The organism is Saccharopolyspora galaxeae (genome assembly GCF_016526145.1).
GTDB classification, from domain to species: Bacteria; Actinomycetota; Actinomycetes; order Mycobacteriales; family Pseudonocardiaceae; genus Saccharopolyspora_C; species Saccharopolyspora_C galaxeae.
The window spans coordinates 260981-283305 of sequence record NZ_JADDUE010000001.1 but is presented as its reverse complement, the minus strand read 5'-3'; the positions used below and the strand labels follow the sequence as shown (position 1 = coordinate 283305).

The following is a 22325-nucleotide window of genomic DNA, read 5'->3' as shown; positions in this document are numbered from 1 at the left end:
TCCCGGCGGCGCCGGAATCGGTTTCGGGTTCGCTGACGGTCGCGCCGCTCTCGTTCTTGTCAGCCACGGTTCCTCCGCCGTCTCATGAACCGCCGCACGCCCAGCGCCACGGCACCGCCGAGCGCCGAGCCGGCGAGAACATCGCTCGGGTAATGCACCCCCAGCACCATCCGGCTGACCATCATCGGCGGCACCAGCGCCGGGGTCAGCCGCTTGCCGACCAGGCCGCCGTAGAGCACGGCGGCGGTCGTGGTCGACGTCGCGTGCGAGGACGGGAAGCTGAGCTTGCTCGGCGTCCCGACCAGCACCTTCACCTGCGGGTCTCCCGGGCGGCTGCGCCGCACGACCCGCTTGACCGCGATCGAGGCGCCGTGCGCGGCGGCCACCCCGGCCGCGGCCGTCACCCACTGGCCGCGGCGCTTGCGGTCCACCACGGCGCCCAGGGCGCCGATCGCCAGCCAACCGGCCGCGTGCTCGCCGAACAGCGACATCGCCTTGGCCGCCTTGACCACCGGCGGCTTGGCCAGCGTGCCCTGCACCTTGCGCAGGGCGAGGGTCTCGTTGGTGACCTCCGGCATCGGTTCGTCCGTGCCGGGAATGAACTCCTGCTCCGCGGCGCCGGTCGCGCCTGGTTTCGTCGTCGGTTCAGCAGTCACTTCGTCTCCGGGGTCGGGGCAGGATGGTCTGCAGCGGGGGCGTGCTCACGTCTCGTCGAAGACCTGCTTCCAGGACTCCGGGCTGGTCAGCTCGGGCAGCGCCGCGCGGTAGCGCTCGCGCAGCCGCGGCCATTCCTGGGCCAGCCTGCGGTAGTTCGCCAACGCGCGGAACCCGAGCCTGCGGAACTCCTCCGGGTCGCGGCGCCGGAACGCCACCCCGCTGCCGTCGGCGTTGGACACCGTCGCGCTGTCCAGCGCCCCGAGCAGGAACCAGCGGGCGCTGTCCGCGGGGATGTTCAGCTGCGGGCGCTCGCCCGCTTCGCGCTCCGGATCCTTCAGGTTGTGCAGCAGCGCCTTGGAGGCGCGCGCGGCGATCACGGCCGGGTTCACCGGCGGCTTCAGCAGGCCCTCGGCCATGATCGGGTCCGCGGACGGCGGCGGGAACTCCCGCGCCGACGGCAGCGTCTTCGCGTCGTCGTAGTGCTTGCGCAGCTCGACCACCTCGGGCCGGGCGGTGCGCAGCGAGCGGAACAACTCGTCCGGACCGGACAGGAAGTCCTCGATCGCCTTCTGCTGCACCGCGACCGTGGAGTACTCCATGGACAGCAGGTGCCGCAGGGTCAGCTTCAGGCCCTGCTTGACCAGGACCTGGCGCACCTCTTCCGGGCTGTGCAGCGCGGCCATGATCAGCCGGTTGCGGGTGTGGAAGTAGGCCGTCCAGTCGGTGGCGTCGTTCTTGTCCGTCCACGGCATGTGCCACACCGCCGCGCCCGGCAGCGTCACCGTCGGGTAGCCGCGCGCGGCCGCGCGGATCGAGTACTCCGCGTCGTCCATCTTGATGAACAGCGGCAGCGGCAGCCCGGTGTTCTCCACGACCTCGCGCGGGAACAGGCACATCCACCAGCCGTTGTAGTTCGCGTCGATCCGCTTGTGCAGCTTCTTGCTCTTGCGCAGCGGGGTCTTCGCGAAGTCGTAGTCGGTGACCGCGCCCGGCGCGGCCCGCCAGATGCCCGCGCCGACGTCGACGACCTCGCCCATGGTGTGCAGCCGGGACCGGGCCTGCAGGTTGAGCATGTGCCCGCCGACGATCACCGGCTGGGTCGCGGCGCGGGCGAAGGCGTTCGCGCGCAGCACGCCGTCCGGTTCCAGCGCGATGTCGTCGTCGAGCAGCAGCACCTGCTCCGCGTCGGAGTTGTGCACGCCCTCGTACATCACGCGGGTGAAGCCGCCGGAGCCGCCGAGGTTGGCCTGCTCGATCACCTGCAGCTTCTCGCCGAGCCGCTCGGCGGCCAGCTCGAAGCCCTCGGTATCGCGGATCTTCTGCCCGCCCTGGTCGGCGACGACGACCTTCTCCACCACGTCCAGCACCTGCGGGTCCTCACCCAGGGTCTGCAACGCGACGACGCAGTCCTGCGGGCGGATCGTGGTGGTGCCGACGACGACCTTCTGCTTGGGCAGCTCGACGTCGGTGGTCCAGGCCGCCTCGTCGATCTCCAGCGCGGTGTCGTTGGTGAACACGTCGAACCAGATCCAGCCGCCGTCCTCGAACGGCTGCATCGCGACCCGGAACTCCAGGTAGGTCCAGGCCTTCCCGCTGGACACCGGCGCACCTTCCAGGTGCACGCTGTCGCCGTTCGGCTTCGAGCGGTAGACGTCGAGCCGGCCCGCGCCCTTGACCTTCAGCCGCAGGACCACCTCGTCGACCTTCGTCCAGCGCTTCCAGTAGCTGGCCGGGAAGGCGTTGAAGTAGGACGCCAGCGAGATCTTGTTGTGCGCGGGCACCTTGATCGACCGGCGGGACGACACGGTGGTCGTGCCGACCTGCGGCTCGTCGATGTAGAGCGCGCGCACGTCCAGCGGGTCCTCGCCGCGCGGGAACACCACGCGCTGCAGCACCTGCTCCGGCGCCACCTTGCGGCGGCCGCCGGAGCGGACCGAGGTCACGTCGCTGAGCTTGCTCTCGCCCTCGGTGGCTTGGCCGGTCCCGGCGGGCTGCGCGGCAGCCCCGGACGCGGCGGGGGTCCGGTCGGTCACGTCAGTCCTCCAGCGAGCCGTCCAGGAGGCGGCCCTCGGTGAAATATGGGACGAGCTTGTTGTCGAACATGCTCAACGCCGAGCCGATCGCCATGTGCATGTCCAGGTACTTGTAGGTGCCCAGGCGGCCACCGAAGATCACGCCGCGGTCCTTGGCCTCCGCCTTGGCCCGCTGCCGGTACGCCTCCAGCTTCGCCCGGTCGTCGGTGGTGTTGATCGGGTAGTACGGCTCGTCGCCGCTCTCGGCGGCCCGGGAGTACTCCCGCACGATGACCGTCTTGTCCTTCGGGTAGTCCCGCTCCGGGTGGAAGTGCCGGAACTCGTGGATCCGGGTGTAGGGCACCTCTTCGTCGGCGTAGTTGAGCACCGGCGTGCCCTGGTAGTCGCCGGTCGGCACGACCTCGGACTCGAAGTCCAGGGTGCGCCAGCCCAGCTCGCCCTCGGCGTAGTCGAAGTAGCGGTCCAGCGGCCCGGTGTAGACGACCGGGGCGTCCGGCAGCTCGCCGCGCACGTCGAAGTAGTCGGTGCTCAGCCGCACCTCGATGTTCGGGTGCTCGGCCATCTTCTCCAGCCAGGCGGTGTAGCCCTCGACCGGCAGACCCTCGTAGGTGTCGTTGAAGTACCGGTTGTTGAAGGTGTAGCGCACCGGCAGCCGGGTGATGTTCGCGGCGGGCAGTTCCTTCGGATCGGTCTGCCACTGCTTGGCCGTGTAGCCGCGGATGAATGCCTCGTAGAGCGGGCGGCCGATCAGCGAGATCGCCTTCTCTTCGAAGTTCTGCGCCTCGGCGGTGTCCACCTCCGCGGCTTGTTCGGCGACCAGCGCTTTCGCCTCGTCCGGCGAGAACGCGCGCCCGAAGAACTGGCACAACAGGCCCAGGTTCATCGGGAACGAGTAAATCTGGTCTTGGTGCCGGGTGAACACCCGGTGCTGGTAATCGGTGAAATCCGTGAACCGGTTGACGTAGTCCCACACCCGTTTGTTCGAGGTGTGGAACAGGTGCGCGCCGTAGCGGTGCACCTCGATCCCGGTTTCCGGTTCCGGTTCCGAATAGGCGTTGCCGCCGATGTGGTCACGTCGGTCCAGCACCAGCACCCGCTTGTCCAGCTGGGTGGCGGCGCGCTCTGCGATCGTCAGTCCGAAAAACCCGGAACCAACAACGATCAGGTCATAGCCTGCGAAGCTCACAGCCGTCGAGGGTAGCGGCCGCCGCCGCGCGCTCCGAAACCGCGTTGACGTTCTTCGCCCGATGTCGTTACCACCCGTGTTTTTCCTGGCCATACGGGTGGTCGGAAGTCCGATCAGGACGGATTGGCTACCACGAACAGTGATATTTCGCCACACTCCGGAGTCGTCTGCGGCAGTGCGCGCGAATCAATATCGCTCCGGTCGGCGACCCGCTCGGCGAGTCGGATTCGGTAGCATCGTCGCCGCCCGCGAGCAGCCCTTGACCGGGAAGGTGATCGAAAGCGTGACTCGGGTACGCGACGGCAGGTACCTGCTGGTCACGGCGATAGTCCTGGAAGTGCTCGCGATCTGGTTCGTGCACTGGATCGACACCCGCGGATACATGGACACCGAGATTTACCGGCTCGGTGCCCGAGCGTGGCTGAACGGTTACGAGATCTACAGCGGCGATCTCACTCCGGAAAGTCCGGACAGCAGCACGCTGCCGTTCATCTACCCGCCTTTCGCGGCGATCGTGTTCAGCCCCCTGACGGCGCTGTCCGAGGACGGCGCGGTGGTCGCGGTCGCGATCCTGTCGCACTTGTCGATCCTCGTCACCGCGTATTCGCTGGCGCGCTCCTCGCCGTATTTGGCCCCGCGCGCGGGATTGGTCGCGGTGGGCACCGCGGCGCTGCTGCCGTTCATCACGTTGATCGAACCGGCCCGCGACACGATCAACTACGGGCAGATCAACCTGGTGCTGATGGCGCTGGTCGCCGCGGACTGCCTGCTGCCGCGCACCCGCTGGCCGCGCGGGCTGCTGGTCGGGATCGCGGCGGCCGTCAAGCTCACCCCGCTCGGGTTCCTGCTGCTGTTCCTGCTGCGCAAGGACTTCCGGGCGTTGTCCATCTCGGCGTGCACGTTCGCCGCGACGGTGCTGGTGGGGTTGCTGGCCGCGCCGAACGACTCGGCGGACTGGTGGCTCAGCGAGATGTGGTCCACCGGCGAGGACATGGGCGCGGTCTACGCGGGCAACCTGACGCTGCGCAGCCTGCTGGCCAAGCAGGACATCACCGGTGGTGCGCTGGACGGGCTGTGGATCGGCGGCTCGGTGCTGCTGCTGGTGCTGGCCGTGCTCGGGATGCGCTACGCGCTGAACACGCGCAACACCCCGCTGGCACTGATGATCAACGCGATCCTGGTGCTGCTGATCTCCCCGATCTCCTGGTCGCACCACTGGGTCTGGGCGGCGCCGACGCTGGCCCTGCTGTTCGCGATGGCGCTGCGGCACCGCTGGTACGGAGTGCAGCTGTCGGTGCTGTTCGCGACGCTGGTGGTGCTGATCGGGCCGCAGTGGTACTTGCCCTACACCGACGACAAGGAACTGAACTGGACGTTCTCGCAGCAGGTGGTCGGCAACGCCTACACGCTGTTCGGCATCGGTTTCCTGATCGCCGCAACGGTCGCGTTCTTCCTGCACCGCGATCGCGCGGCCACCCCGGCTCGGCCCGAGCCCGCCACCGTGGCGGGCCCGGGAAGTTGATCCGCGGTCAGTTCGTCCACCAGCGCTCCAGAACCTGCGCGACGCCGTCCTGGCTGTTGCAGGTGGTGATTTCGTCGGCCACCTCCAGCACACCGGGATGGGCGTTGCGCATGGCGACGCCGTGACCGACCCAGTCCAGCATCGGAATGTCGTTGGGCATGTCGCCGAAGCCGATCACCGCATCCTGCTCGACGTCGAGCTCGCCCGCCACGAACGCCAGCCCGCTGGCCTTGTCCACCCCCGGCGAGGACAGCTCGACCGGACCGCCTCCGATCGAGCAGGTCAGGCACAACCGGGAACCGAGCACGTCGTGCACCGCGGGAACCATGTCCGCGCCCCGGTGCTGCTCGTGCAGCACCATCAGCTTCGCCGCGGGCCGGTCGAACAGCTCGTCCGCGCCGGTCACCCGGATGTCCCGGTTCGGCCACACGCGGTGGAACCCCGCCTCCGCGAGGAATTGATCGTCCACCCGGTCCCGGGCGCGCTCGGTGGAGCGCTCCACCGCGAACGTGCAGCCGGGCAACGCGTCCCGCAGCTCCCGTGCCGCGTCGCGCAGCCGTTCGGGCGGGATGTCGGTGCTGTGCAGCACGCGGTCGGCCTCGGCGTCGTAGATGACCGCGCCGTTGGAGCAGACGGCCACGCCCGCGACGCCGAGCCCGTCCACGATCTGCGGCACCCAGCGCGGCGGCCTTCCGGTCACGAGCACGAAAGGGGTGTCCGCCGCGACCGCGCGCACGGTGCGCGCGGTCCGCTCGCTCACTCGCACCGACGGGTCCAGCAGGGTGCCGTCCAGATCGGATGCGACAAGATCCGGTTTGTTCACGCGATCATGCTGGCGAGCCGCAGGTCAGCATTGGTCCGGATTAATCTGTCTTCACCTGAGCGTGTGGATCTTTCCTGAATTGGGCGAAACCGGATCGAGTTGTGCGCCGAGGCGCGCGGCACGGACCGCATCGGGTCGAACACATCTGGGTAGTACCGATACGGTCATCGATGTGCGCGTTGGGATTGTGATACTGCCCGAACACCGGTGGTGGGCCGCGGAACCGCTGTGGCGGATGGCCGAGGAATACGGCTTCGCCCACGCCTGGACCTACGACCACCTCGGCTGGCGATCGCTGGTCGACAAACCCTGGTTCGACGCGGTGCCCACGCTCACCGCAGCGGCCACGGTCACCTCCAACATCCGGTTGGGCACGCTGGTCGCCTCGCCCAACTTCCGGCATCCGGTGCACTTCGCCCGGGAGGTGCTCGCGCTCGACGACGTCTCCGACGGGCGGATCACGCTGGGCATCGGTGCGGGCGGTCCCGGTTTCGACACGACGGTGCTCGGCGGGGCGCAACCGGACGCGGGCACCCGCGTGGACCGGTTCGCGGAGTTCGTAGAGCTGCTGGACAAGATCCTCACGCAGGACTGCACCACCTGGTACGGCGAGCACTACACGGCGGTGGAAGCGCGCCGGGCGCCCGGCTGCGTGCAGATGCCGCGGCTGCCGTTCGTGATCGCTGCGAACGGGACGCGCAGCATGCGGCTGGCCGCGCGCTTCGGCCGGGGCTGGGTCACCACCGGCCCGGCCGCGGAGGACGACCTCGAAGCCTGGTGGCGCGGGGTGGCCGAGCTGACCAAGCGGTTCGCGGACACGATGGCCGACGAGGGCCGCGATCCGCAGCGGGTGCAGCGGTACCTGTCCGCGGACGCGGCGCCCGCCTACTCGATGCGCAGCCTCGAGTACTTCCGCGAGGTGGTGGGACGGGCCGAGGAGCTCGGCTTCACCGACGTGATCACGCACTGGCCGCGCACGGACGAGCCGTACGCGGGAACTGAGTCGACCGTGGAGGACATCGCGGCAGAAGTGCTGCCGGAACTGTGAGTTTCCGGCGGTACCGCCGCATTCGTCCGGATTCTTCGGAACAAGGCCGCCCGGCGCGCGAATCGGTCCTGATCCCGATTCGCCGTACGGGCGGGTCCACGCGGTCTCCGGGACGAATCGCGCCCGGGATCACCAGCGGCTTCCGACCGGTCAAGCAGCGGAACCGGCATCGCCCAGCAGGGTGGCGCCGACGGCCAGGAATTCCGCGGCCGCATCGGGCGCGACCAGCCGGTGCAGCACGTTCGAGCTGAAGCTGACGCTGTCGCCGGGCGACAACGTCACCGCGTCCTGCTCGAACTCGATGCGCAGCTGCCCGCTGAGCACGTACAACCAGTCGTGCCCCTCGTGCTGCACCGGCCGCACCCCGGAACTCGCCGGCGACAACCGGTAGCGGGCCGCGTACATCCCGGGGATCACCGAGCGCGGCGTGAGGACCTGCACCGCGATGTCGCCGTACTCGACGGTCGGCGCCTCCTCGGCGCGCAGCACGACCGCGGCCGGGCCGGGGGCCTCGTCGGTGAACAACTCCGCCAGCGCGACCTGCAGCGCGTCCGCCAGCCTGGTCAGCTCCGCCAGCGACGGGGCGACATCGCCCTGCTCCACTCCCGCGAGGTGTTCCTCGCTGAGTTCGGCCCGGCCTGCGAGATCCCGTTGCGGCAGCTCGCGGGTGGTGCGCAGGCGGCGTATCCGGTCGCCGAGCCCGGTCAGCACACGGCTGTGCGCCGCACCGCGCGATCCGTGCACCTCGTCCGAGTGATCCGACACGCTCACCACCATAAGCGCGCGGCAGGTGCCACGCGCTGCGCTCGTCGCGGTGTGCCCGCTCGCCCGCACGGGTAGACCGGCGCCCGAGGAGGTGCCAGAGATGTCCGAGCAAGCCACGGCTCGCGCGATCATCCGCGAAGCGGGCACGAGCTACGCCGCGCAAGCAGGTTTCACGCTCACCGACAAGCCCTCGCAGCTGTACCGGCTGCTGGTGCTGTCGGTGCTGCTGTCCACCCGCATCAAGGCCGAGATCGCGGTCTCCGCCGCCCGTGAACTCGGCGCGTTCCCCACCGCCCGCCGGATGCGCGAGGCCACCTGGCAGCAGCGCGTCGACGCGCTCGGCCGCGGCAGCTACGTCCGCTACGACGAGAGCACCGCCACCGCGCTCGGCAACGGTGCCGATCTGCTGCTCGACAAGTACGGCGGCGACCTGCGCAAGCTCCGCAAGGAAGCGGGCGGGGACGTGCGCCGGATCAAGGAACTGCTGCGCGAGGTGCCCAACCTCGGCCCGGTCGGCATCGACATCTTCTGCCGCGAAGCGCAGGCGGTGTGGCCGGAACTGCGGCCGTACTTCGACAAGAAGGCACTCTCCGGCGCGGAGAAGGCGGGGCTGCCGAAGGACGCGGGCCGCCTCGCCGAGCTGGTGGACGCCGCGGACTACGCCCGCTTCTCCGCCGCGCTCGTCCGGCTCACGCTGGAAAAGGGACTGCTGGAGGAGATCAAGGCCCCGGCCTGAGCCGGCCGCCGCGCTCGGTCACCCGAGCACGTTCACGCCACCGGCTCCAGCACTTCGCGCCCACCGAGGAACGGCCGCAGCGCCTCGGGGACCAGCACCGAACCGTCCGCCTGCTGGTGGTTCTCCAAGATCGCCACGATCCACCGCGTGGTGGCCAGCGTGCCGTTCAACGTCGAAGCGAACTGGTTCGGCCCCTCCGCCTCGCGGTAGCGGGTGTTGAGCCGCCGCGCCTGGAAGGTGGTGCAGTTCGAGGTGGAGGTCAGCTCGCGGTAGGCGCCCTGCGAGGGCACCCAGGCCTCGCAGTCGAACTTCCGCGCCGCGCTCGCACCGAGATCACCGGCGGCGATGTCCACCACGCGGTACGGCAGCTCGAGCTTGGTGAGCATCTCCTCCTCCCAGGCCAGCAGCCGCTCGTGCTCGGCCCGGGATTCCTGCTCGCGGCAGTAGACGAACATCTCCAGCTTGTTGAACTGGTGCACGCGGATGATGCCGCGGGTGTCCTTGCCGTACGAACCGGCTTCCCTGCGGAAGCAGGTCGACCAGCCCGCGTAGCGCAGCGGGCCGCCGGACAGCTCCAGGATCTCGCCGGCGTGGTAGCCGGCCAGCGGGACCTCCGAGGTGCCGACGAGGTAGGCGTCGTCCTCCTCCAGCCGGTACACCTCGGTCGAGTGCTCGCCGAGGAAACCGGTGCCGTCCATGATCTCCGGACGCACCAGCACCGGCGGCACGACCAGCGTGAACCCGGCCGCGGTGGCCTGCGCGGCGGCCATGTTCAGCAGCGCCAGTTCCAGTTGCGCGCCGACGCCGGTGAGGAAGTAGAACCGGGCGCCGGAGACCTTCGCGCCGCGTTCCATGTCGAACGCGCGCAGCCCCTCGCCCAGTTCCAGGTGGTCCTTGACGTCGAAGTCGAATTCGCGCGGGGTGCCGACGTGCTTGAGCACCGCGAAGTCGTCCTCACCGCCGTGCGGGGTCTGCGGCTCGACGACGTTGGAGACCTTCTTCTGCGCGGCCAGCAGCTCGTCGTCGGCCGCGCCCTGTTCCGCTTCGGCTTCCTTGACCTGCGCGGCCAGGTCCTTGGCCCGGGACAGCAGCTGCTCGCGCTCGTCGCCCTGGGCCTTGCCGACCTGCTTGCCGAGCTGCTTCTGCTCGGCCCGCAACGTGTCCGCGCGGGAGACCGCCGACCTGCGCCGCTCGTCGGCGGAGAGCAGGGCGTCCACCAGTGCCGCGTCCTCACCGCGGGCGCGCTGCGAAGCGCGCACGGCCTCCGGGTTCTCGCGAAGCGTCTTCAGGTCGATCACAGCAGGTCAGCCTAGCGGGCCGCACCGGCCAGGGACCGCACGGGTGGCGGCCGGGCGCCGCGCAGCCGCGGGCGCGGTCACGTCGGCTCCGGACTGGCCCTGGACTCGGTCTCGAGCGCCGCCAAGATCCAGTGGTGCACCCGGACGTCGCGGTACACGACCTCTTCCCGAGCCGGGCGGGACACGCCACGGCGAACGCTGCCGGAAGTCGATCCGGGGGCGTGGTCCCCGGTGAAGTCGACCCGCGAGGCGGGAACCGCCCGGAAGGTCAGCTCCGCGGCCGCCACGGTGGCGGTCCACGACACTTCCGCGTCGTGCTCGGTCACTCGTCGCTGCGACGACGGCGCGGTCGCGGCTCCCGGCGAGGGTCCTCGCCGGACCGACCCCCTTTGGGGATCCTCGCGCGCCCCGAACGGCCGCGAGGCTCGCGGGCATCGCCCTCGTCGGTGCGGCGCCGCGACCTGCCTGCTGCTTCGGTGCCGTCGGATTTGCGTTCGGTGCTGCCTTCGGATCTGCGTTCCGCGCTGCGTTCGGAGCCGCGACCGGCGGCGCTGCCGGCGGCTCTCCCAACGCCCCGGCCGGCTTCCCCGGCGATGCGGCGAACGCCTCCCGCAGCCCGGCCGACCCGCTCGCCCAGCTCCTCGGCCGTCCGTCCGGCACTCGCACCGACGCCTTCCGCTGCGCGGCCCGCGCCCGAGCCTGCCTCTTCCGCCGCGCGACCGGCTCCGGCCCCGACGTCATCGACCGCTCGTCCCGCCCCCGTGCCGACCTCTTCGGCTGCGCGGCCCGCTCCCATGCCGACCTCTTCCACAGCCTGACCCGCTCCCGTGCCGACCTCTTCCACAGCCTGACCCGCTCCCGTGCCGACCTCTTCCACAGCCTGACCCGCTCCCGTGCCGACCTCTTCCACAGCCTGACCCGCTCCCGTGCCGACCTCTTCCACAGCCTCACCGGCACCGGATCCGACATCGCGCAAGGCGGCTCCGGCTCCCCGCGTGATCTGCTCCAGGATCTCCGGATTCCGGTCGATCGTCTGCAACACGCGCTCGATGATCGCGGCGACGTTGCCGAGCCGGACCTTCAGCAGCGCCTCCGCCTCCACGCCCTTGATGTCCAGGCCGACCCGCCCCAGCGTCACATCCGCCCCGACGTTCAGCCGCAGCAGATCGAGGACCTCCGCCGACAGCGAGACCTTCGCGTGCAGGTCCTCGACTTCCAAGTTGATCTCATCGACCTTCAGCACCGGCACGTCGAGCAGCACATCCGGCTCCTGATCACCGGCGCGCTGCTCGTCCGCCGCGCCGGACTCGGGCCGGATTTCGTCCTGCCGCTGCTCGTCCGGGCCGGTGCCGTCGTCTTGCGGCGCTTGGCTGTAGGGCATCGGTCCCACCCCGCTGGCTCGTCGGGGCGTGCCCTCCCCCTTGGCGGAACGCCCCACCAGCCCACGAAAACACAGTTCAGCGCGGCATGTCGCGCCGGACCGGGGACACCGCGGAGATCAGGAACCCGGGATGCGGTGCGGAACGAACGCGGCCCCGTCGTCCGTGATCAGCCCCGCGGTCTCCCGGATGCCCAGGCCCGCCGCGGAGTCGCCGACCACCCAAGCGCCCAGCGCCGGGCGCATCCCGTCGAACTCCGGCAGCGGATCGAACGCCTGGTAGACGAAGCCTTCCTCGCCGTAGACCCCGCCGGTGTCCAGCTCCCAGCCCGGCGCGACCACGCTGATGTTGTTGCCCTCGCGGCCGAGCCGCGGTTTGCGCACGTACTCGGTCAGCAGGCCCGGCTGGTCCAGGAAGGTCGGCAGCAGGTTCGGATGGCCCGGGTACATCTCCCACAGCACCGCGAGCAGCGCCTTGTTCGACAGCAGCATCTTCCACAGCGGCTCGATCCACTGCGTCGCGGGCAGGCTGTGCACCGCGTGCTTGCCGAACTCGTCGTCGACCATCCACTCCCACGGGTAGATCTTGACGGCGGAGCTCATCGGGGATTCTTCGAGGTCGACGAAGCGCTCCAGCAGGCTGTCCCAGCCGATGTCCTCGATGACCAGGCCGACGGTGTCGATCCCGGCCTCCGCGGCGGTCTCCTGCAGGTACGCGGAGGTGATGTTGTCCTCGCCGCTGGTGTCCGCGCCGGACCAGGTGAAGTGCACCTCGTTGGAGGAGAGCTGGTCCTTGATCTCGCCCCAGCGCTCGACCAGCTTCTCGTGCACGGAGTTCCACTGGTCGTCGCCCTCGTGGCACTCGGTCAGCCAGTGCCACTGCACCACCGCCGCCTCCAGCAGCGAGGTCGGGGTGTCGGCGTTGTACTCCAGCAGCTTCGCCGGGCCGGAGCCGTCGTAGCGCAGGTCGAACCGGCCGTAGAGGTGCGGGTCGCCGCGCTTCCAGGAATCGGCGATGTGCGGCCAAGCCCATTCCGGGATGCCGAAGTCCTTGAACCGCTCGGTGGTGATCACGTGGTCCACCGCGTCCAGGCACATGGACTGCAGCAGTTCGACGTCGGCCTCCAGGGACAGCACCTCGTCCAGGCCGAACTCGTAGTGCACGGCCTCGTCCCAGTACGGCCGCCGCGATCCGTCGGCGGCGCGGGCCGGCGAGCCGAACACCAGGCCCAGTTCCTCGATCTTGCGCTGCCAGTCCGGCCGTCGTCCGGTTGTCCTGCGACGCACTCGTCAGCTCCCGCTCGTGCCCTTGCTGTTGATGCCGAAACCGCCGCGGGACACGGTCGTTCCCTTGCCGTCCTTGACCGTGGCGCCGGACGGCTTGTTGAAGTTCGGCGAGTTCACCGTGCCGCCCACCGGCGGGGCCGAGGTGCCGGGCTGGGTGTAGCCGTAGCGGTAGGAGTGGCCCTGCCCGGGAATCGGCGTGCTGGTGCCGGGGAAGAAGATCGGCATGAACATCATGCCGCCGCCGGTCGGGTAACCGCCCTGGCTGCGCACGTAGTCCTCGTTGCACAGCTCCGGACGCTCCACCGTGGTCTGGCCGGGCTGCTGGTCGGCGGCGGCGCAGTACTGCTCGACCGCGTTCTTCTGCTCGCTGTAGGCCGCACCGGAGTAGAACGCCGACACCAGCGCCACCACGCCCACGGTGACCCCGCCGCCGACCATCACGCGGCGGCGCTTCTGCGTCTTGCGCTCCGCTTCGTCGAGCTCGCGCTGCTCCTGCTCCTCGCGGCGCTTCTCGGCGGCGACCCGGGCGCGCTGCTCGCTCAGCGTCGGCTCGCGCGGCGTGGCCGTCTCCGCGTCCTGCTGGCGCACCCGGCCACGCGGCGCGTGCACCTGCTCGGTCGGCTCGTCACCGTTGGTCCCGCCGGTCCGATCAGCGCCGGAGGGCTGCTGTCCGTCGGGGGATTCGTCCTCGCGCCGTGGTCTGTCCTGCTCAACCAATGGTCTGCCATCTTCCCGTCATCGCCCGCTCCCTGCGGCAACCCTACCCATCGCCGCCCCGGGCAGGGGATGCAATGCCGCAACGCAACCGGACACGAATCGGTTTCGACACGTTGTCTCGGTACCCGCGCGTGCCCGTCGGCCGCCAGGCATGATGTAGCTCGATGGCCGCCGACAAGAAATCCGGGAACCGCCGGAAGAAGCCGCACACCTGGCTGCTGATGGTGATGGCCGCGCTGGGCGGCGGACTGGTGCTGCTGATCAGCGCACTGCTGAACACGCCCACCGGCGGTGGCGGCTCCGGCATCGGCGGCCCGGGCAGGCAAGGCTCCTCGCCCGCCACGCCGCCGGTGTTCCAGGCGAAGGCCGGCAGCTGCCTGCACTGGACCGAACCCGACGCGGCCGACATCCGCCAGGTCAAGTGCGGCGAGCGGCACCTGTTCGAGGTCACCGGTCAAGCCAACCTGAACGCGGAGTTCGGCCCGAACACGCCTTACCCGAGCGGCGAGCAGTGGCAGCAGCTCAAGCAGCAACGCTGCACGGAGGTCTCGAACCGGTACCTCGGCGGCAGGCTGGACCCGAACGGCCGGTTCGCCGTCGGCGCGTTCACGCCCAGCCAGCAGGGCTGGGATTCCGGGGACCGGACCCTGCACTGCGGGCTCCAGCAGCCCGGCCCGTCCGGCAAGCTGTACGCGATCAAGGGGCAGGTGGCCAAGCAGGACCAGTCGAACACCTACGAGGTGGGTCGCTGCCTGGGCGTCAACGGGACCGCGGTGTGGGATCCGGTGGATTGCGCGCAGCCGCATTCGGTGGAGATCACCGGACTGGTCGACCTCGGCCGGCAGTTCCCCGGCGGTTTCCCGGGCGAGGACCAGCAGGACGGCTTCCTCGCGACCCGCTGCACCGAACTCACCGCGCAGTACGCGGGCAGCCCGACCGCGGTGGCGGACAAGAAGCTGGTCAGCTACTGGGACACGCTGCCGCAGGAGAGCTGGGACGCCGGTTCCCGGCAGGTCAACTGCAAGGCCAGCGCGCAGCTGCCGGACGGCAGCGGGCTCGCCCCGGTCACCGGCAGCGTCAAGGGTGACGTGCAGGTCGGTACCGAACCCGCGCCGCAGGACAGCGCGCCGATCGAACCCGGCGTGCCCGCCACCGGGGAGCGCTGAACCGGTGCCGGTGGAGATGACCCGGAAGCGGTTCGAGGAGCTCGTCGCCGATGCCCTCGACCTGGTGCCGGAGCAGTTCGCGACGGCGATGAACAACGTGGTCGTGCTGGTCGAGGACCGCGACCCGGAGGATCCCTCGCTGCTCGGGCTGTACTTCGGGATCGCGCTGACCGAACGGGACGACAGCGCCTACGCGGGCGTGCTGCCGGACCGGATCATGATCTACCGCGAGCCGCTGCTGGAGATGTGCGACAGCGAGCAGGACGTCGTCGACGAGGTCGCGATCACCGTCGTGCACGAGATCGCGCACCACTTCGGCATCGACGACGAGACGCTGCACTCGCTGGGCTGGGCCTGATCGCGGGCCTGATCGGAACAGCGGGCCTGCTCGCGGAACCGCTGGCTCTGTCAAGAAGCGGCGTCAGCCGGCGCCGCCATCCGACCAGCTACCCGAACCGATCCCTGAACAACTCTTCGATCAGGCCGGGAGATCGTCCCACTGGGTGCAGCGCCAGCCGGTCGGCGAGGAGGAATCGGCTTCGAGCGCGATGAGCCCGGTGTTCGGCAGGTATGCCGCGTTGGCGCGTTCGCCGTCGACCTCCGGTGCCAGGCGCCCGGCGACGAGGCGGATCATCGCGCCGTGGCTGACCAGCACCACTGAGCCGGTCAGCACGTCCTCCAGCAGTGGCTGCGCCGAGCCGAAGAACCTGGCGAGCGCCTGCTCGCCGGTTTCCCCGCCGGGCATCGGCACGTCCGGGGAACCCAGGTGCCAGCCCGCGTAGACCTCGTCGAACCGCTGCCGGGACGCGGCGTCGGCGTTGCCTTCCAGCTCACCCACGTGGATCTCGTGGGTGCCGTCGGCGACCTCCACGTCCAGCCCGTGCCGGTCGGCCAGCGGGCGGGCGGTCTGCTGCGCGCGCAACGCGCGGCTCGCGTGGATGGACAGGACCTTCTCGTCGGCCAGCCGCCCGGCCAGCGCCTCCGCCTGCTGCGAGCCCTCGTCGGTGAGCCCGGGACCGGGCGGCAGCGTGTCCAGCGCGCCCCGCACGTTCGACGGGGTCTGGCCGTGCCGCACCAGCAGCAGCCGCAGCCCGTCGGCGCGGGCGCGCAGCGCGAACTCGGTCATGGGGAACCTCCTGCCCGGATGCGTTCCAGCCAGCGGGCCGATGCCTGGAACGCCTGCTCCGAGGCGGACGGCCGCACGCTGGCCGGGGAATGGTCGGCCTTCGGGTAGGAGCCGAGGAACCGCACCTCGCTGCATCGCCTGCGCAGGCCGGTGAGCGCGTCCCCGACCCGGGCGTCGGCGACGTGGCCGTCGAAGTCCAGGAAGAACCGGTACTCGCCGAGCCGGTCCTTGGTGGGCCGCGACTCGATGCGGGACAGGTTGATGCCGCGCAGCGACAGCTCCATCAGCAGCTCGGTCAGCGACCCGACCTCGTCGCCGATGACCGCGGCGATCGACGTGCGGTCCGCGCCGGTCGGTTCGGGCAGCGCGCCCGGCCTGCGCAGCAGCAGGAACCGGGTGAGCGCGTCGGGGACGTCGGCCACCCCGGTCGCGAGCCGTTCCAGCCCGCTGAACTGCTCGATCGCCAGCGGCGATGAGATCGCCGCATCGACTTCGCCCGCGGCGACCGACCGGGCGGCCGCCGCGGTGGAACCCGCGGCCCGGACCTCGGCCTGCGGCAACCTGTCCGCCAGCCACTCGCGGACCTGCGCGATGGCGTGCGGGTGGCTGGCGACCGTGCCGACCTGGTCGGCGGTGGCGCCCGCGCGCACCAGCACGTCGAACCGCACCGGGATCATCGCCTCGCCGACGGCGATCAGGGGTTCGCCGCTGACCAGCGCGTCCATCGTCGCGGGCACGGCGCCTTCCACCGAGTTCTCCACCGGCACCCCGGCGGCCAGCACGTCCCCGGAGCGCAGCGCGCTCAACGCCTGCGGCACCGTCTCGAACGGCACCGGTTCGGCGTCGAAGTCGGCGGTGAGGACCCGGGTCGCCTGCTCGGTGAAGGTTCCCGGCGGTCCCAGGTAGGCGATTTGCGGCACGGCGACCAGCCTACGGGGCGCCCGGTTCCTACCACCTCGCCCCGGTTCGGTGAGGGTTGATCTACGAATGTGTGACGCACCCAATTACATGCAGTGGCCCTTTCCTGCGATGCTGTGGGCGTGACCGCGGATTCGGAGCGCTCAACGGACCGAGCGGAACCGGAGCTGCGGCTCGTCCTCAGCGCGCTGGACGAGCCGCTGGCCGCAGCTTGGCGCGGCATCGCCGGCGACCGCACCGGGCTCGACGTGCACCAGGGTTCGGTGCTGGACCTTCGGGTGGACGCCGTGGTGAGCCCGGCGAACTCCTACGGCTGGATGCGCGGCGGCGTGGACGCGATGTACGCGCGCGCTTTTCCCGAGGTCGAGCAGAACGTGCGCAGCGCCGTGCTCGCTTACCACGGCGGGGAACTGCCGGTCGGTGAGGCGCTGCTGGTGCCCACCGGCGCACCCGGCCCGGCGTGGCTGGTCAGCGCGCCGACCATGCGCGAGCCCGGCGAGCAGCTGCCCGCCGACACCGTGCACCCGTACCTCGCGGCGCGTGCGGTGCTGCAGCTGTGGTCGCGCGGGGTGCTGGAGAACGGGATGCCGGTCCGCGACGTCGTGCGCAGCATCGCGCTGCCCGGGCTCGGGACCGGTGTCGGCGGGGTGACCCCCGAGCTGTGCGCGCACCAGGTCGGTGCGGCGTGGGACGAGATCTTCGCCCGCGCCGACCACGTCTGAGCCGGGCGCTGCACGACGACGTCGCGGTGGACCCCGCGATCACATCGCCGGGCGAACGGTGCTCCGCTGAACGTCCGGCGCCGCCCGCCGTGCCGCACGGCGGGCGGCCGCCCGATCGCTCACTCCCCGGTTTCCCGGGCCTGCTCAGCTTCCCGGGACTCTTCAGCCGAGCGGTCGCGGTTCGCCACCTTGGTCGGGCTCGGCGCCTGCGGCACCGCCTCACGCACCCGGACCTGCAGCACACCGCGGTCGTAGTCGGCCTCGACCCGCTCACCGGTCACGCCATCCGGCAGGTTGAACCGGCGCTGGAACGAGCCGCTGCGGATCTCCCGCACCAGCACGCCCGAGTCGTCCTGCTCGGAGGTCTCGGACCGCCGGCCGCTGATCGTCAGCACCCCGCCGGAGACCTCCACGTCGACGTCCTGGTCCACGTCCACGCCCGGCAGCTCCAGCCGGATCAGCACGTCCGAGCCGTCGCGCACCACGTCGGCCGCGGGGACGAACGGCTGCGCAGCACGACCGCCGAAGGAACGGCGCACCAGCGCGTCGAAGTCGCGGTCGAACCGGCGGTTCAGGCCGGTGAACGGATCCCATCCTCGAACGGCAAGAGCCATCGCTGCATCACTCCACTAGTGCACTGGGCGCCGGTTCCCATCTTCCGACGCCGCTTACATGAGTGCCAACGACTCAACTTTGCGGATTGTTCCCGAAGTAGGGATCAACTTCTGCGCCTTGATGCGAGCGTGTCGAGGCCGGGGTGAGTACCGTCGGGATCCGCGGCAACACCGAGGAGGTCCACATGCTCATCCGCCGCTTGGCCCGTCCCCTGCTCGCCGCCGTGTTCATCTACGGCGGGATCGGCGCCCTCCGCGACGCCGAAGGTCACGCGAAGGCCGCCCGTCCGCTGGTGGACAAGACGGTGGGCAACGTCCAGGACTCGCTGCCGGACCAGGTGCCGACCGACGCCGAGACGCTGGTGCGGCTGGACGGCGCGGTCAAGATCGGCGCCGGGACGCTGCTGGCGCTGGGCAAGGCACCCCGGCTGGCGGCGCTGCTGCTGGCGGGCAGCGTCGTGCCGACCACGCTGGTCGGGCACGCCTTCTGGGAGATCGACGATCCGCAGGAGCGCAGTGCGCAGCAGACCCAGTTCCTGAAGAACCTCGGCCTGCTCGGCGGCCTGCTGATCGCGGCGGTGGACACCGAGGGCAAACCGTCGGTTACCTACCGCGCCAGGCACGGCGCGCACGTCGTGGCCGAGCAAACCCAGCAAGGCGTCAAGGTCGCCAAGAAGACCGCCCGCAAGCGGCGCTGACCCGAACCGCCCGAGGAGCGGACCGCCCACCCGGCGGTCCGCTTTTTCACGTCCTGATCAGGGCACCCTTACCGAAGGTGATCGGGCGCGCGGTCGTAGCGTGAGGGCGTGCCGGTGCGCGTGCTGCTCGTGGACGATCACGAGGTGGTCCGTCGCGGCCTGCGCGACCTGCTCAGCACCGAAGCCGACGTGGACGTCGTCGCCGAAGCCGGCGGCGTCGACGAGGCGGTGGTGCGCACGCGGGCCGCGGAGCCGGACGTGGCGGTGGTGGACATGCGGCTGCCGGACGGGGACGGGCTGGACCTGTGCCGCCGGCTGCGGGACCTGCCGGTGCCGCCGCGCTGCCTGGTGCTCACCGCGTTCGACGACGAGCAGGCGCTGGTGGGCGCGATCAACGCCGGCGCGTCCGGCTACCTGCTCAAGCAGGTGCGCGGGCAGGACCTGGTCAACGCGGTGCGCGAAGTCGCCGCGGGCCGCTCGCTGCTGGACCCGGTGACGACCGCGCGGGTGCTGGAGCGGATGCGCCGCGGCGGCGACCGCCCGGCCGACGAGCTGGAGGCGCTGACCGAGCAGGAACGCCGGGTGCTGGACCTGATCGGCGAAGGGCTGACGAACCGGCAGATCGCCGAGCGGCTGTTCCTGGCGGAGAAGACGGTGAAGAACTACGTCACGGCGGTGCTGGCCAAGCTCGGCATGGAACGCCGCACCCAGGCCGCCGCCTGGGTCGCCCGCAGGCAGGGCTGAGCGGCACGGGCTGAGCCGCACGAGGCTCCGATGCTCTTTCAGGCCGGGCAGCCGCACGCGCACAGCCAGCTAGTTCTGTTCAGAAAGCGGCGAAGCCGCTTGCGGTGCCCGAGGACTCAGCCCGACCACCGGCGGGTTCTCAGGCGTCTGCTGGCGAGGACAGCGCCGACGCCGCGTAGGGAGCTACGTCTCCGAGGCGATCCCGGAGCCGGCAGACGCCTGATGAGGTTCCGCTACCCGACCACCTACGCAAACCACGTGCTAAACAACTCTCTACGTCAACGGAACTTCCCAGGTGACCGTGGTGCCGCTGTCCGGCGAGGAATTCACGGTGCACCGCCCGCCCGCGGCCGCGGCGCGTTCCTCCAGGTGCCGCAGCCCGCGTTTGCTGACGTCCCGCGGAATCCCGCACCCGTCGTCCACGACCTGCAGGCGCATCGACTCCGGAGCGCGCCGCACCCGCACCAGCACGGTGCGGGCGCCCGAGTGCCGCACCACGTTGGACAGCGCTTCGCGCAGCGCGGCCCGCGCGTGATCGGCGATCGCGACGGGCACGCCGGTGAGATCCCCGTCGATGTCCAGCTTCGGCGGCCTGCCGAGCAGTTCCCCCGCGGTGTGCACCTCGGAGCGGATCGAGTCGGCCAGGTCCGGGGCCTCCTCGGCGGTCTCCGGGTCGGACGAGCGCAGCGCCCGCACCGTCGCGCGGACTTCGGCGATGGTCTGGTCGAGCTGGTCCATGGTCTCGGTGAGCCGTTCGGAGTCCTCGGCCGCCAGCCGCCCGGCGAGCTTGCGATCCAGCACTTCCAGCTGCACGCCCGCGCCGTAGAGCCGCTGCACGATCACGTCGTGCAGGTCCCGCGCGATGCGTTCCCGCTCCTGGTAGACGGCGATGCGCTGGCGCGCGGTGGAGCCTTCGGCCAGCACCAGGGCGAGACCGGCTTGCGCGGCGAACCCGGTCAGCACCTCCACCGCCACCCGGTTGAACGTCGGCGAACCGCGCTTGCGGTACACCGCGATCGCGCCGAGCTTGCGCTCCCGGGTGCCGAACGGGGCCACCGCGAACGGCCCGTAAGCCCGCAGCGCGGGCGGCACGTAAGGCGCGGTGATCGGGTCGTCGATCAGGTCGTCGACGACCACCGGCACGCCGCTGCGCGCGGCCCGCGCCGCGGCCGACCGGGCGGAGAGCACCGCGCCCACCGGGTCGCTGGACGCGGTGGAGGCGCCGTGCGCGGCTTCGACGGTGAGGCGGCCGTCGTCGGCGTGCACCATGACCAGGCCGAGGTCGCTTTCGGCCAGCGCGGCGGCGCGGCGCACCACCATGGGCAGCACCGCGTCGGGCTCCTCGGAGGACAGCGCGGCCTTGGTGATCTCGGTGGACGCCGCGAGCATTCGCTGGGCGAGCGTGGAATCCATGACGATCCCGAGGCTAGTCCTCGCCCGGCGGCGCCCACCGGCCGAACCCGCACCCGGAGCCTCCGAGTGAACGGACCGTTCGTCCCAATAGATCGGGCAGACAGGCCGTTCTTTTCGTGGACTGCTCTGACCTGCTTTTTTGTTGTGTTTCGTGGTTGTCAGGCCGCCTGTAGGCCGTCTGCGGGCGGCTGGGCCGCGATGTGGTTGCGGAGGAAGCCGGTTACGGCTGCCTGTGCGCGTTGGTGACTGCTGGGCAGCATGTGTGTGTAGATCTCTAGCGTGAACGACAGCTTGTCGTGCCCAAGGTAGGTCGCCAGTTCTCGCACGCTGACCCCGTCGGCTAGGAGCAGGCTCGCGTAGGTGTGCCGGAGTGCGTGGATTCCGTCGATGCGGCGCCGTTTGGTCAGGCCCGCACGGCGGAATGTCGGGTCCCACACGTGGTAGCTCCACCCGCTTGCGTCCCAGGTGCGCCCGCCGGGCCGGGACAGGAACACGGTGTGCGTGACCGGCTGCCCGCCGGGGTGTTTCCACGGCAGGGTCACCGGTTGGGCTGGGAACGCTGCCAGGTAGGCCTGCAGGAGCGCGGCCAGGTCCGGTGACAGGGGCACGTCACGCAGCTTGCCCCGCTTCGGTAGCGAGAACACCAGCGCCCCGCTTCCTTTGACCTTGCGGACCTGGCGGCGCACGTGCACGACACCCGCTGTGTCGTCGACGTCGTCGGGGGAGAGTCCGAGGATTTCCCCGAAGCGCAGGCCGAGGCCGACCCCGAGGTCTACCGCGATCCGTTCCCGGTCCGGCACAGCCTCGCGGATCGCGGTGAGACGTTCTGGGTCCCAGGCTACGGCCGGGGCTGTTTTGTGCCGGGGCCGGGAAATGCCCTTTGCCCGGCACGGGTTGTTGTGAATCAACTTTTCGGACACGGCCGATTCCAGCATCCCGGACAACGTCCGATACAGCGCTTCGGCGTAGTTCTCGGACACGGTTCCCGAGGAGCGGAGCCAATCGAGCCAATCCCGGATGGTGGCCGGTTTCTCGACCGCCGACAGAGGTTTCGACCCGAGGTAGGCCAGGATCCGGGAGTTCACCTTTTGCCGAAGGGTGGCGCGGCTGTTGAGGTCGGCCGCTTGCCCCTTGATCCAGTTCTCGGCGTAGTCCCGCAGCAGCGTCTTGCCTGCGTCAGGGTCGACGTAGCGGCCGCTGCGCTGGTCGGACTCCATCGACAGCTTGAAGTCATCGGCTTGTTTCTTGCACTTGTCGGGGAAGCACTTGGACCGCTCGCGCCCGTCGGGGTCGAGGTAGCGCACTTTGTAGCGCATCCCCTTACCGTACTGGGCGGTTTTCACGCGCTTGTCCTTTCCTATTGCAGTGTCGTGTTGGGTTGTGAACCACCGATCTTGCACGTGTCCCACGGAAATGATCCTTTGCGTGTCGGATCGGGGTTCTCTTCCGTGTGGCCCGTCAAGATTACCAAGAT

At 70.4% G+C, this 22325-nt stretch carries 23 protein-coding genes; 8 read left to right on the top strand and 15 right to left on the bottom strand.

The window, feature by feature from the left end:
- Positions 1-59: 59 nt before the first annotated feature.
- The 3 genes from INP57_RS01295 to glf all read right to left on the bottom strand — a co-directional run bounded on the left by INP57_RS01295 (position 60) and on the right by glf (position 3876).
- The gene (locus INP57_RS01295) at positions 60-578 is read right to left on the bottom strand and encodes a phosphatase PAP2 family protein (protein WP_200068660.1); all 519 of its coding nucleotides are present in this window, start codon (positions 576-578) and stop codon (positions 60-62) included.
- Between the two features lie 123 nt (positions 579-701).
- Positions 702-2690 carry a glycosyltransferase gene (locus tag INP57_RS01290; protein WP_307849841.1) on the bottom strand — a complete coding sequence of 663 codons (1989 nt, stop codon included), beginning with the start codon at positions 2688-2690 and terminating at the stop codon, positions 702-704.
- A gap of 1 nt (position 2691) precedes the next feature.
- Positions 2692-3876, bottom strand: coding sequence for a UDP-galactopyranose mutase (gene glf / locus INP57_RS01285; protein ID WP_200068139.1), 1185 nt, complete (start codon positions 3874-3876; stop codon positions 2692-2694).
- 283 nt (positions 3877-4159) lie between these two features.
- Here glf and INP57_RS01280 point away from each other — a divergent pair, with 283 nt between their 5' ends.
- Positions 4160-5398, top strand: coding sequence for a glycosyltransferase 87 family protein (locus INP57_RS01280; RefSeq protein WP_200068138.1), 1239 nt, complete (start codon positions 4160-4162; stop codon positions 5396-5398).
- Between the two features lie 7 nt (positions 5399-5405).
- Here the strand turns inward: INP57_RS01280 and INP57_RS01275 are convergent, their stop codons facing one another.
- Positions 5406-6221: an HAD family hydrolase gene (locus INP57_RS01275; protein WP_200068137.1), complete on the bottom strand. Its 816-nt coding sequence runs from the start codon at positions 6219-6221 to the stop codon at positions 5406-5408.
- A 172-nt stretch (positions 6222-6393) separates the two neighbouring features.
- Here INP57_RS01275 and INP57_RS01270 point away from each other — a divergent pair, with 172 nt between their 5' ends.
- Positions 6394-7269 carry an LLM class flavin-dependent oxidoreductase gene (locus INP57_RS01270; protein WP_200068136.1) on the top strand — a complete coding sequence of 292 codons (876 nt, stop codon included), beginning with the start codon at positions 6394-6396 and terminating at the stop codon, positions 7267-7269.
- A gap of 150 nt (positions 7270-7419) precedes the next feature.
- Here the strand turns inward: INP57_RS01270 and INP57_RS01265 are convergent, their stop codons facing one another.
- The gene (locus INP57_RS01265) at positions 7420-8034 is read right to left on the bottom strand and encodes a helix-turn-helix domain-containing protein (protein WP_307849840.1); all 615 of its coding nucleotides are present in this window, start codon (positions 8032-8034) and stop codon (positions 7420-7422) included.
- 100 nt (positions 8035-8134) lie between these two features.
- Between INP57_RS01265 and INP57_RS01260 the strand changes: the two genes are divergently transcribed.
- The gene (locus tag INP57_RS01260; protein ID WP_200068134.1) at positions 8135-8770 is read left to right on the top strand and encodes an endonuclease; all 636 of its coding nucleotides are present in this window, start codon (positions 8135-8137) and stop codon (positions 8768-8770) included.
- A gap of 32 nt (positions 8771-8802) precedes the next feature.
- Here the strand turns inward: INP57_RS01260 and serS are convergent, their stop codons facing one another.
- The 5 genes from serS to INP57_RS01235 form a co-directional block, all read right to left on the bottom strand.
- On the bottom strand, positions 8803-10068 hold the full coding sequence (serS, locus tag INP57_RS01255; protein WP_200068133.1) for a serine--tRNA ligase: 1266 nt from the start codon (positions 10066-10068) through the stop codon (positions 8803-8805).
- 77 nt (positions 10069-10145) lie between these two features.
- Positions 10146-10394: a hypothetical protein gene (locus INP57_RS01250; RefSeq protein ID WP_200068132.1), complete on the bottom strand. Its 249-nt coding sequence runs from the start codon at positions 10392-10394 to the stop codon at positions 10146-10148.
- Positions 10391-11449, bottom strand: a complete 1059-nt coding sequence (locus INP57_RS01245) for a hypothetical protein (RefSeq protein ID WP_200068131.1) — start codon at positions 11447-11449, stop codon at positions 10391-10393. Before INP57_RS01245 ends, INP57_RS01250 begins: the two co-directional genes overlap by 4 nt.
- 117 nt (positions 11450-11566) lie before the next feature.
- Positions 11567-12733, bottom strand: coding sequence for a glutathionylspermidine synthase family protein (locus tag INP57_RS01240; protein ID WP_200068130.1), 1167 nt, complete (start codon positions 12731-12733; stop codon positions 11567-11569).
- Between the two features lie 3 nt (positions 12734-12736).
- On the bottom strand, positions 12737-13450 hold the full coding sequence (locus tag INP57_RS01235; RefSeq protein ID WP_233626572.1) for a hypothetical protein: 714 nt from the start codon (positions 13448-13450) through the stop codon (positions 12737-12739).
- A 164-nt stretch (positions 13451-13614) separates the two neighbouring features.
- Here INP57_RS01235 and INP57_RS01230 point away from each other — a divergent pair, with 164 nt between their 5' ends.
- Both INP57_RS01230 and INP57_RS01225 read left to right on the top strand, forming a co-directional pair.
- Positions 13615-14616, top strand: coding sequence for a septum formation family protein (locus INP57_RS01230; RefSeq protein ID WP_200068129.1), 1002 nt, complete (start codon positions 13615-13617; stop codon positions 14614-14616).
- Between the two features lie 4 nt (positions 14617-14620).
- On the top strand, positions 14621-14974 hold the full coding sequence (locus INP57_RS01225; protein ID WP_200068128.1) for a metallopeptidase family protein: 354 nt from the start codon (positions 14621-14623) through the stop codon (positions 14972-14974).
- A 120-nt stretch (positions 14975-15094) separates the two neighbouring features.
- Here INP57_RS01225 and INP57_RS01220 read toward each other — a convergent pair whose 3' ends face one another.
- Together INP57_RS01220 and pheA are read right to left on the bottom strand one after the other, a co-directional pair.
- Entirely contained in the window at positions 15095-15742 is a 648-nt protein-coding gene (locus tag INP57_RS01220) for a histidine phosphatase family protein (RefSeq protein WP_233626565.1), read from the bottom strand.
- On the bottom strand, positions 15739-16662 hold the full coding sequence (gene pheA / locus INP57_RS01215) for a prephenate dehydratase (protein WP_200068127.1): 924 nt from the start codon (positions 16660-16662) through the stop codon (positions 15739-15741). The genes INP57_RS01220 and pheA overlap by 4 nt, the downstream gene beginning before the upstream one ends.
- A gap of 120 nt (positions 16663-16782) precedes the next feature.
- Between pheA and INP57_RS01210 the strand changes: the two genes are divergently transcribed.
- Complete coding sequence (locus tag INP57_RS01210) at positions 16783-17382, top strand: macro domain-containing protein (RefSeq protein ID WP_374220900.1); 600 nt, start codon at positions 16783-16785, stop codon at positions 17380-17382.
- 119 nt (positions 17383-17501) lie between these two features.
- On the opposite strand, the gene INP57_RS01205 is transcribed toward INP57_RS01210, so the two are convergent.
- Positions 17502-17996: an Hsp20/alpha crystallin family protein gene (locus INP57_RS01205; protein ID WP_200068125.1), complete on the bottom strand. Its 495-nt coding sequence runs from the start codon at positions 17994-17996 to the stop codon at positions 17502-17504.
- A 185-nt stretch (positions 17997-18181) separates the two neighbouring features.
- Between INP57_RS01205 and INP57_RS01200 the strand changes: the two genes are divergently transcribed.
- Both INP57_RS01200 and INP57_RS01195 read left to right on the top strand, forming a co-directional pair.
- The gene (locus tag INP57_RS01200) at positions 18182-18694 is read left to right on the top strand and encodes a DoxX family protein (protein ID WP_200068655.1); all 513 of its coding nucleotides are present in this window, start codon (positions 18182-18184) and stop codon (positions 18692-18694) included.
- A 108-nt stretch (positions 18695-18802) separates the two neighbouring features.
- A complete protein-coding gene (locus INP57_RS01195; protein WP_200068124.1) occupies positions 18803-19438 on the top strand; it encodes a response regulator in 636 nt (211 codons plus the stop codon).
- A 273-nt stretch (positions 19439-19711) separates the two neighbouring features.
- Here the strand turns inward: INP57_RS01195 and INP57_RS01190 are convergent, their stop codons facing one another.
- Both INP57_RS01190 and INP57_RS01185 read right to left on the bottom strand, forming a co-directional pair.
- Positions 19712-20851 carry a GAF domain-containing sensor histidine kinase gene (locus INP57_RS01190; protein WP_200068123.1) on the bottom strand — a complete coding sequence of 380 codons (1140 nt, stop codon included), beginning with the start codon at positions 20849-20851 and terminating at the stop codon, positions 19712-19714.
- A 158-nt stretch (positions 20852-21009) separates the two neighbouring features.
- Positions 21010-22194: a tyrosine-type recombinase/integrase gene (locus INP57_RS01185; protein WP_200068122.1), complete on the bottom strand. Its 1185-nt coding sequence runs from the start codon at positions 22192-22194 to the stop codon at positions 21010-21012.
- Positions 22195-22325: the final 131 nt, after the last annotated feature.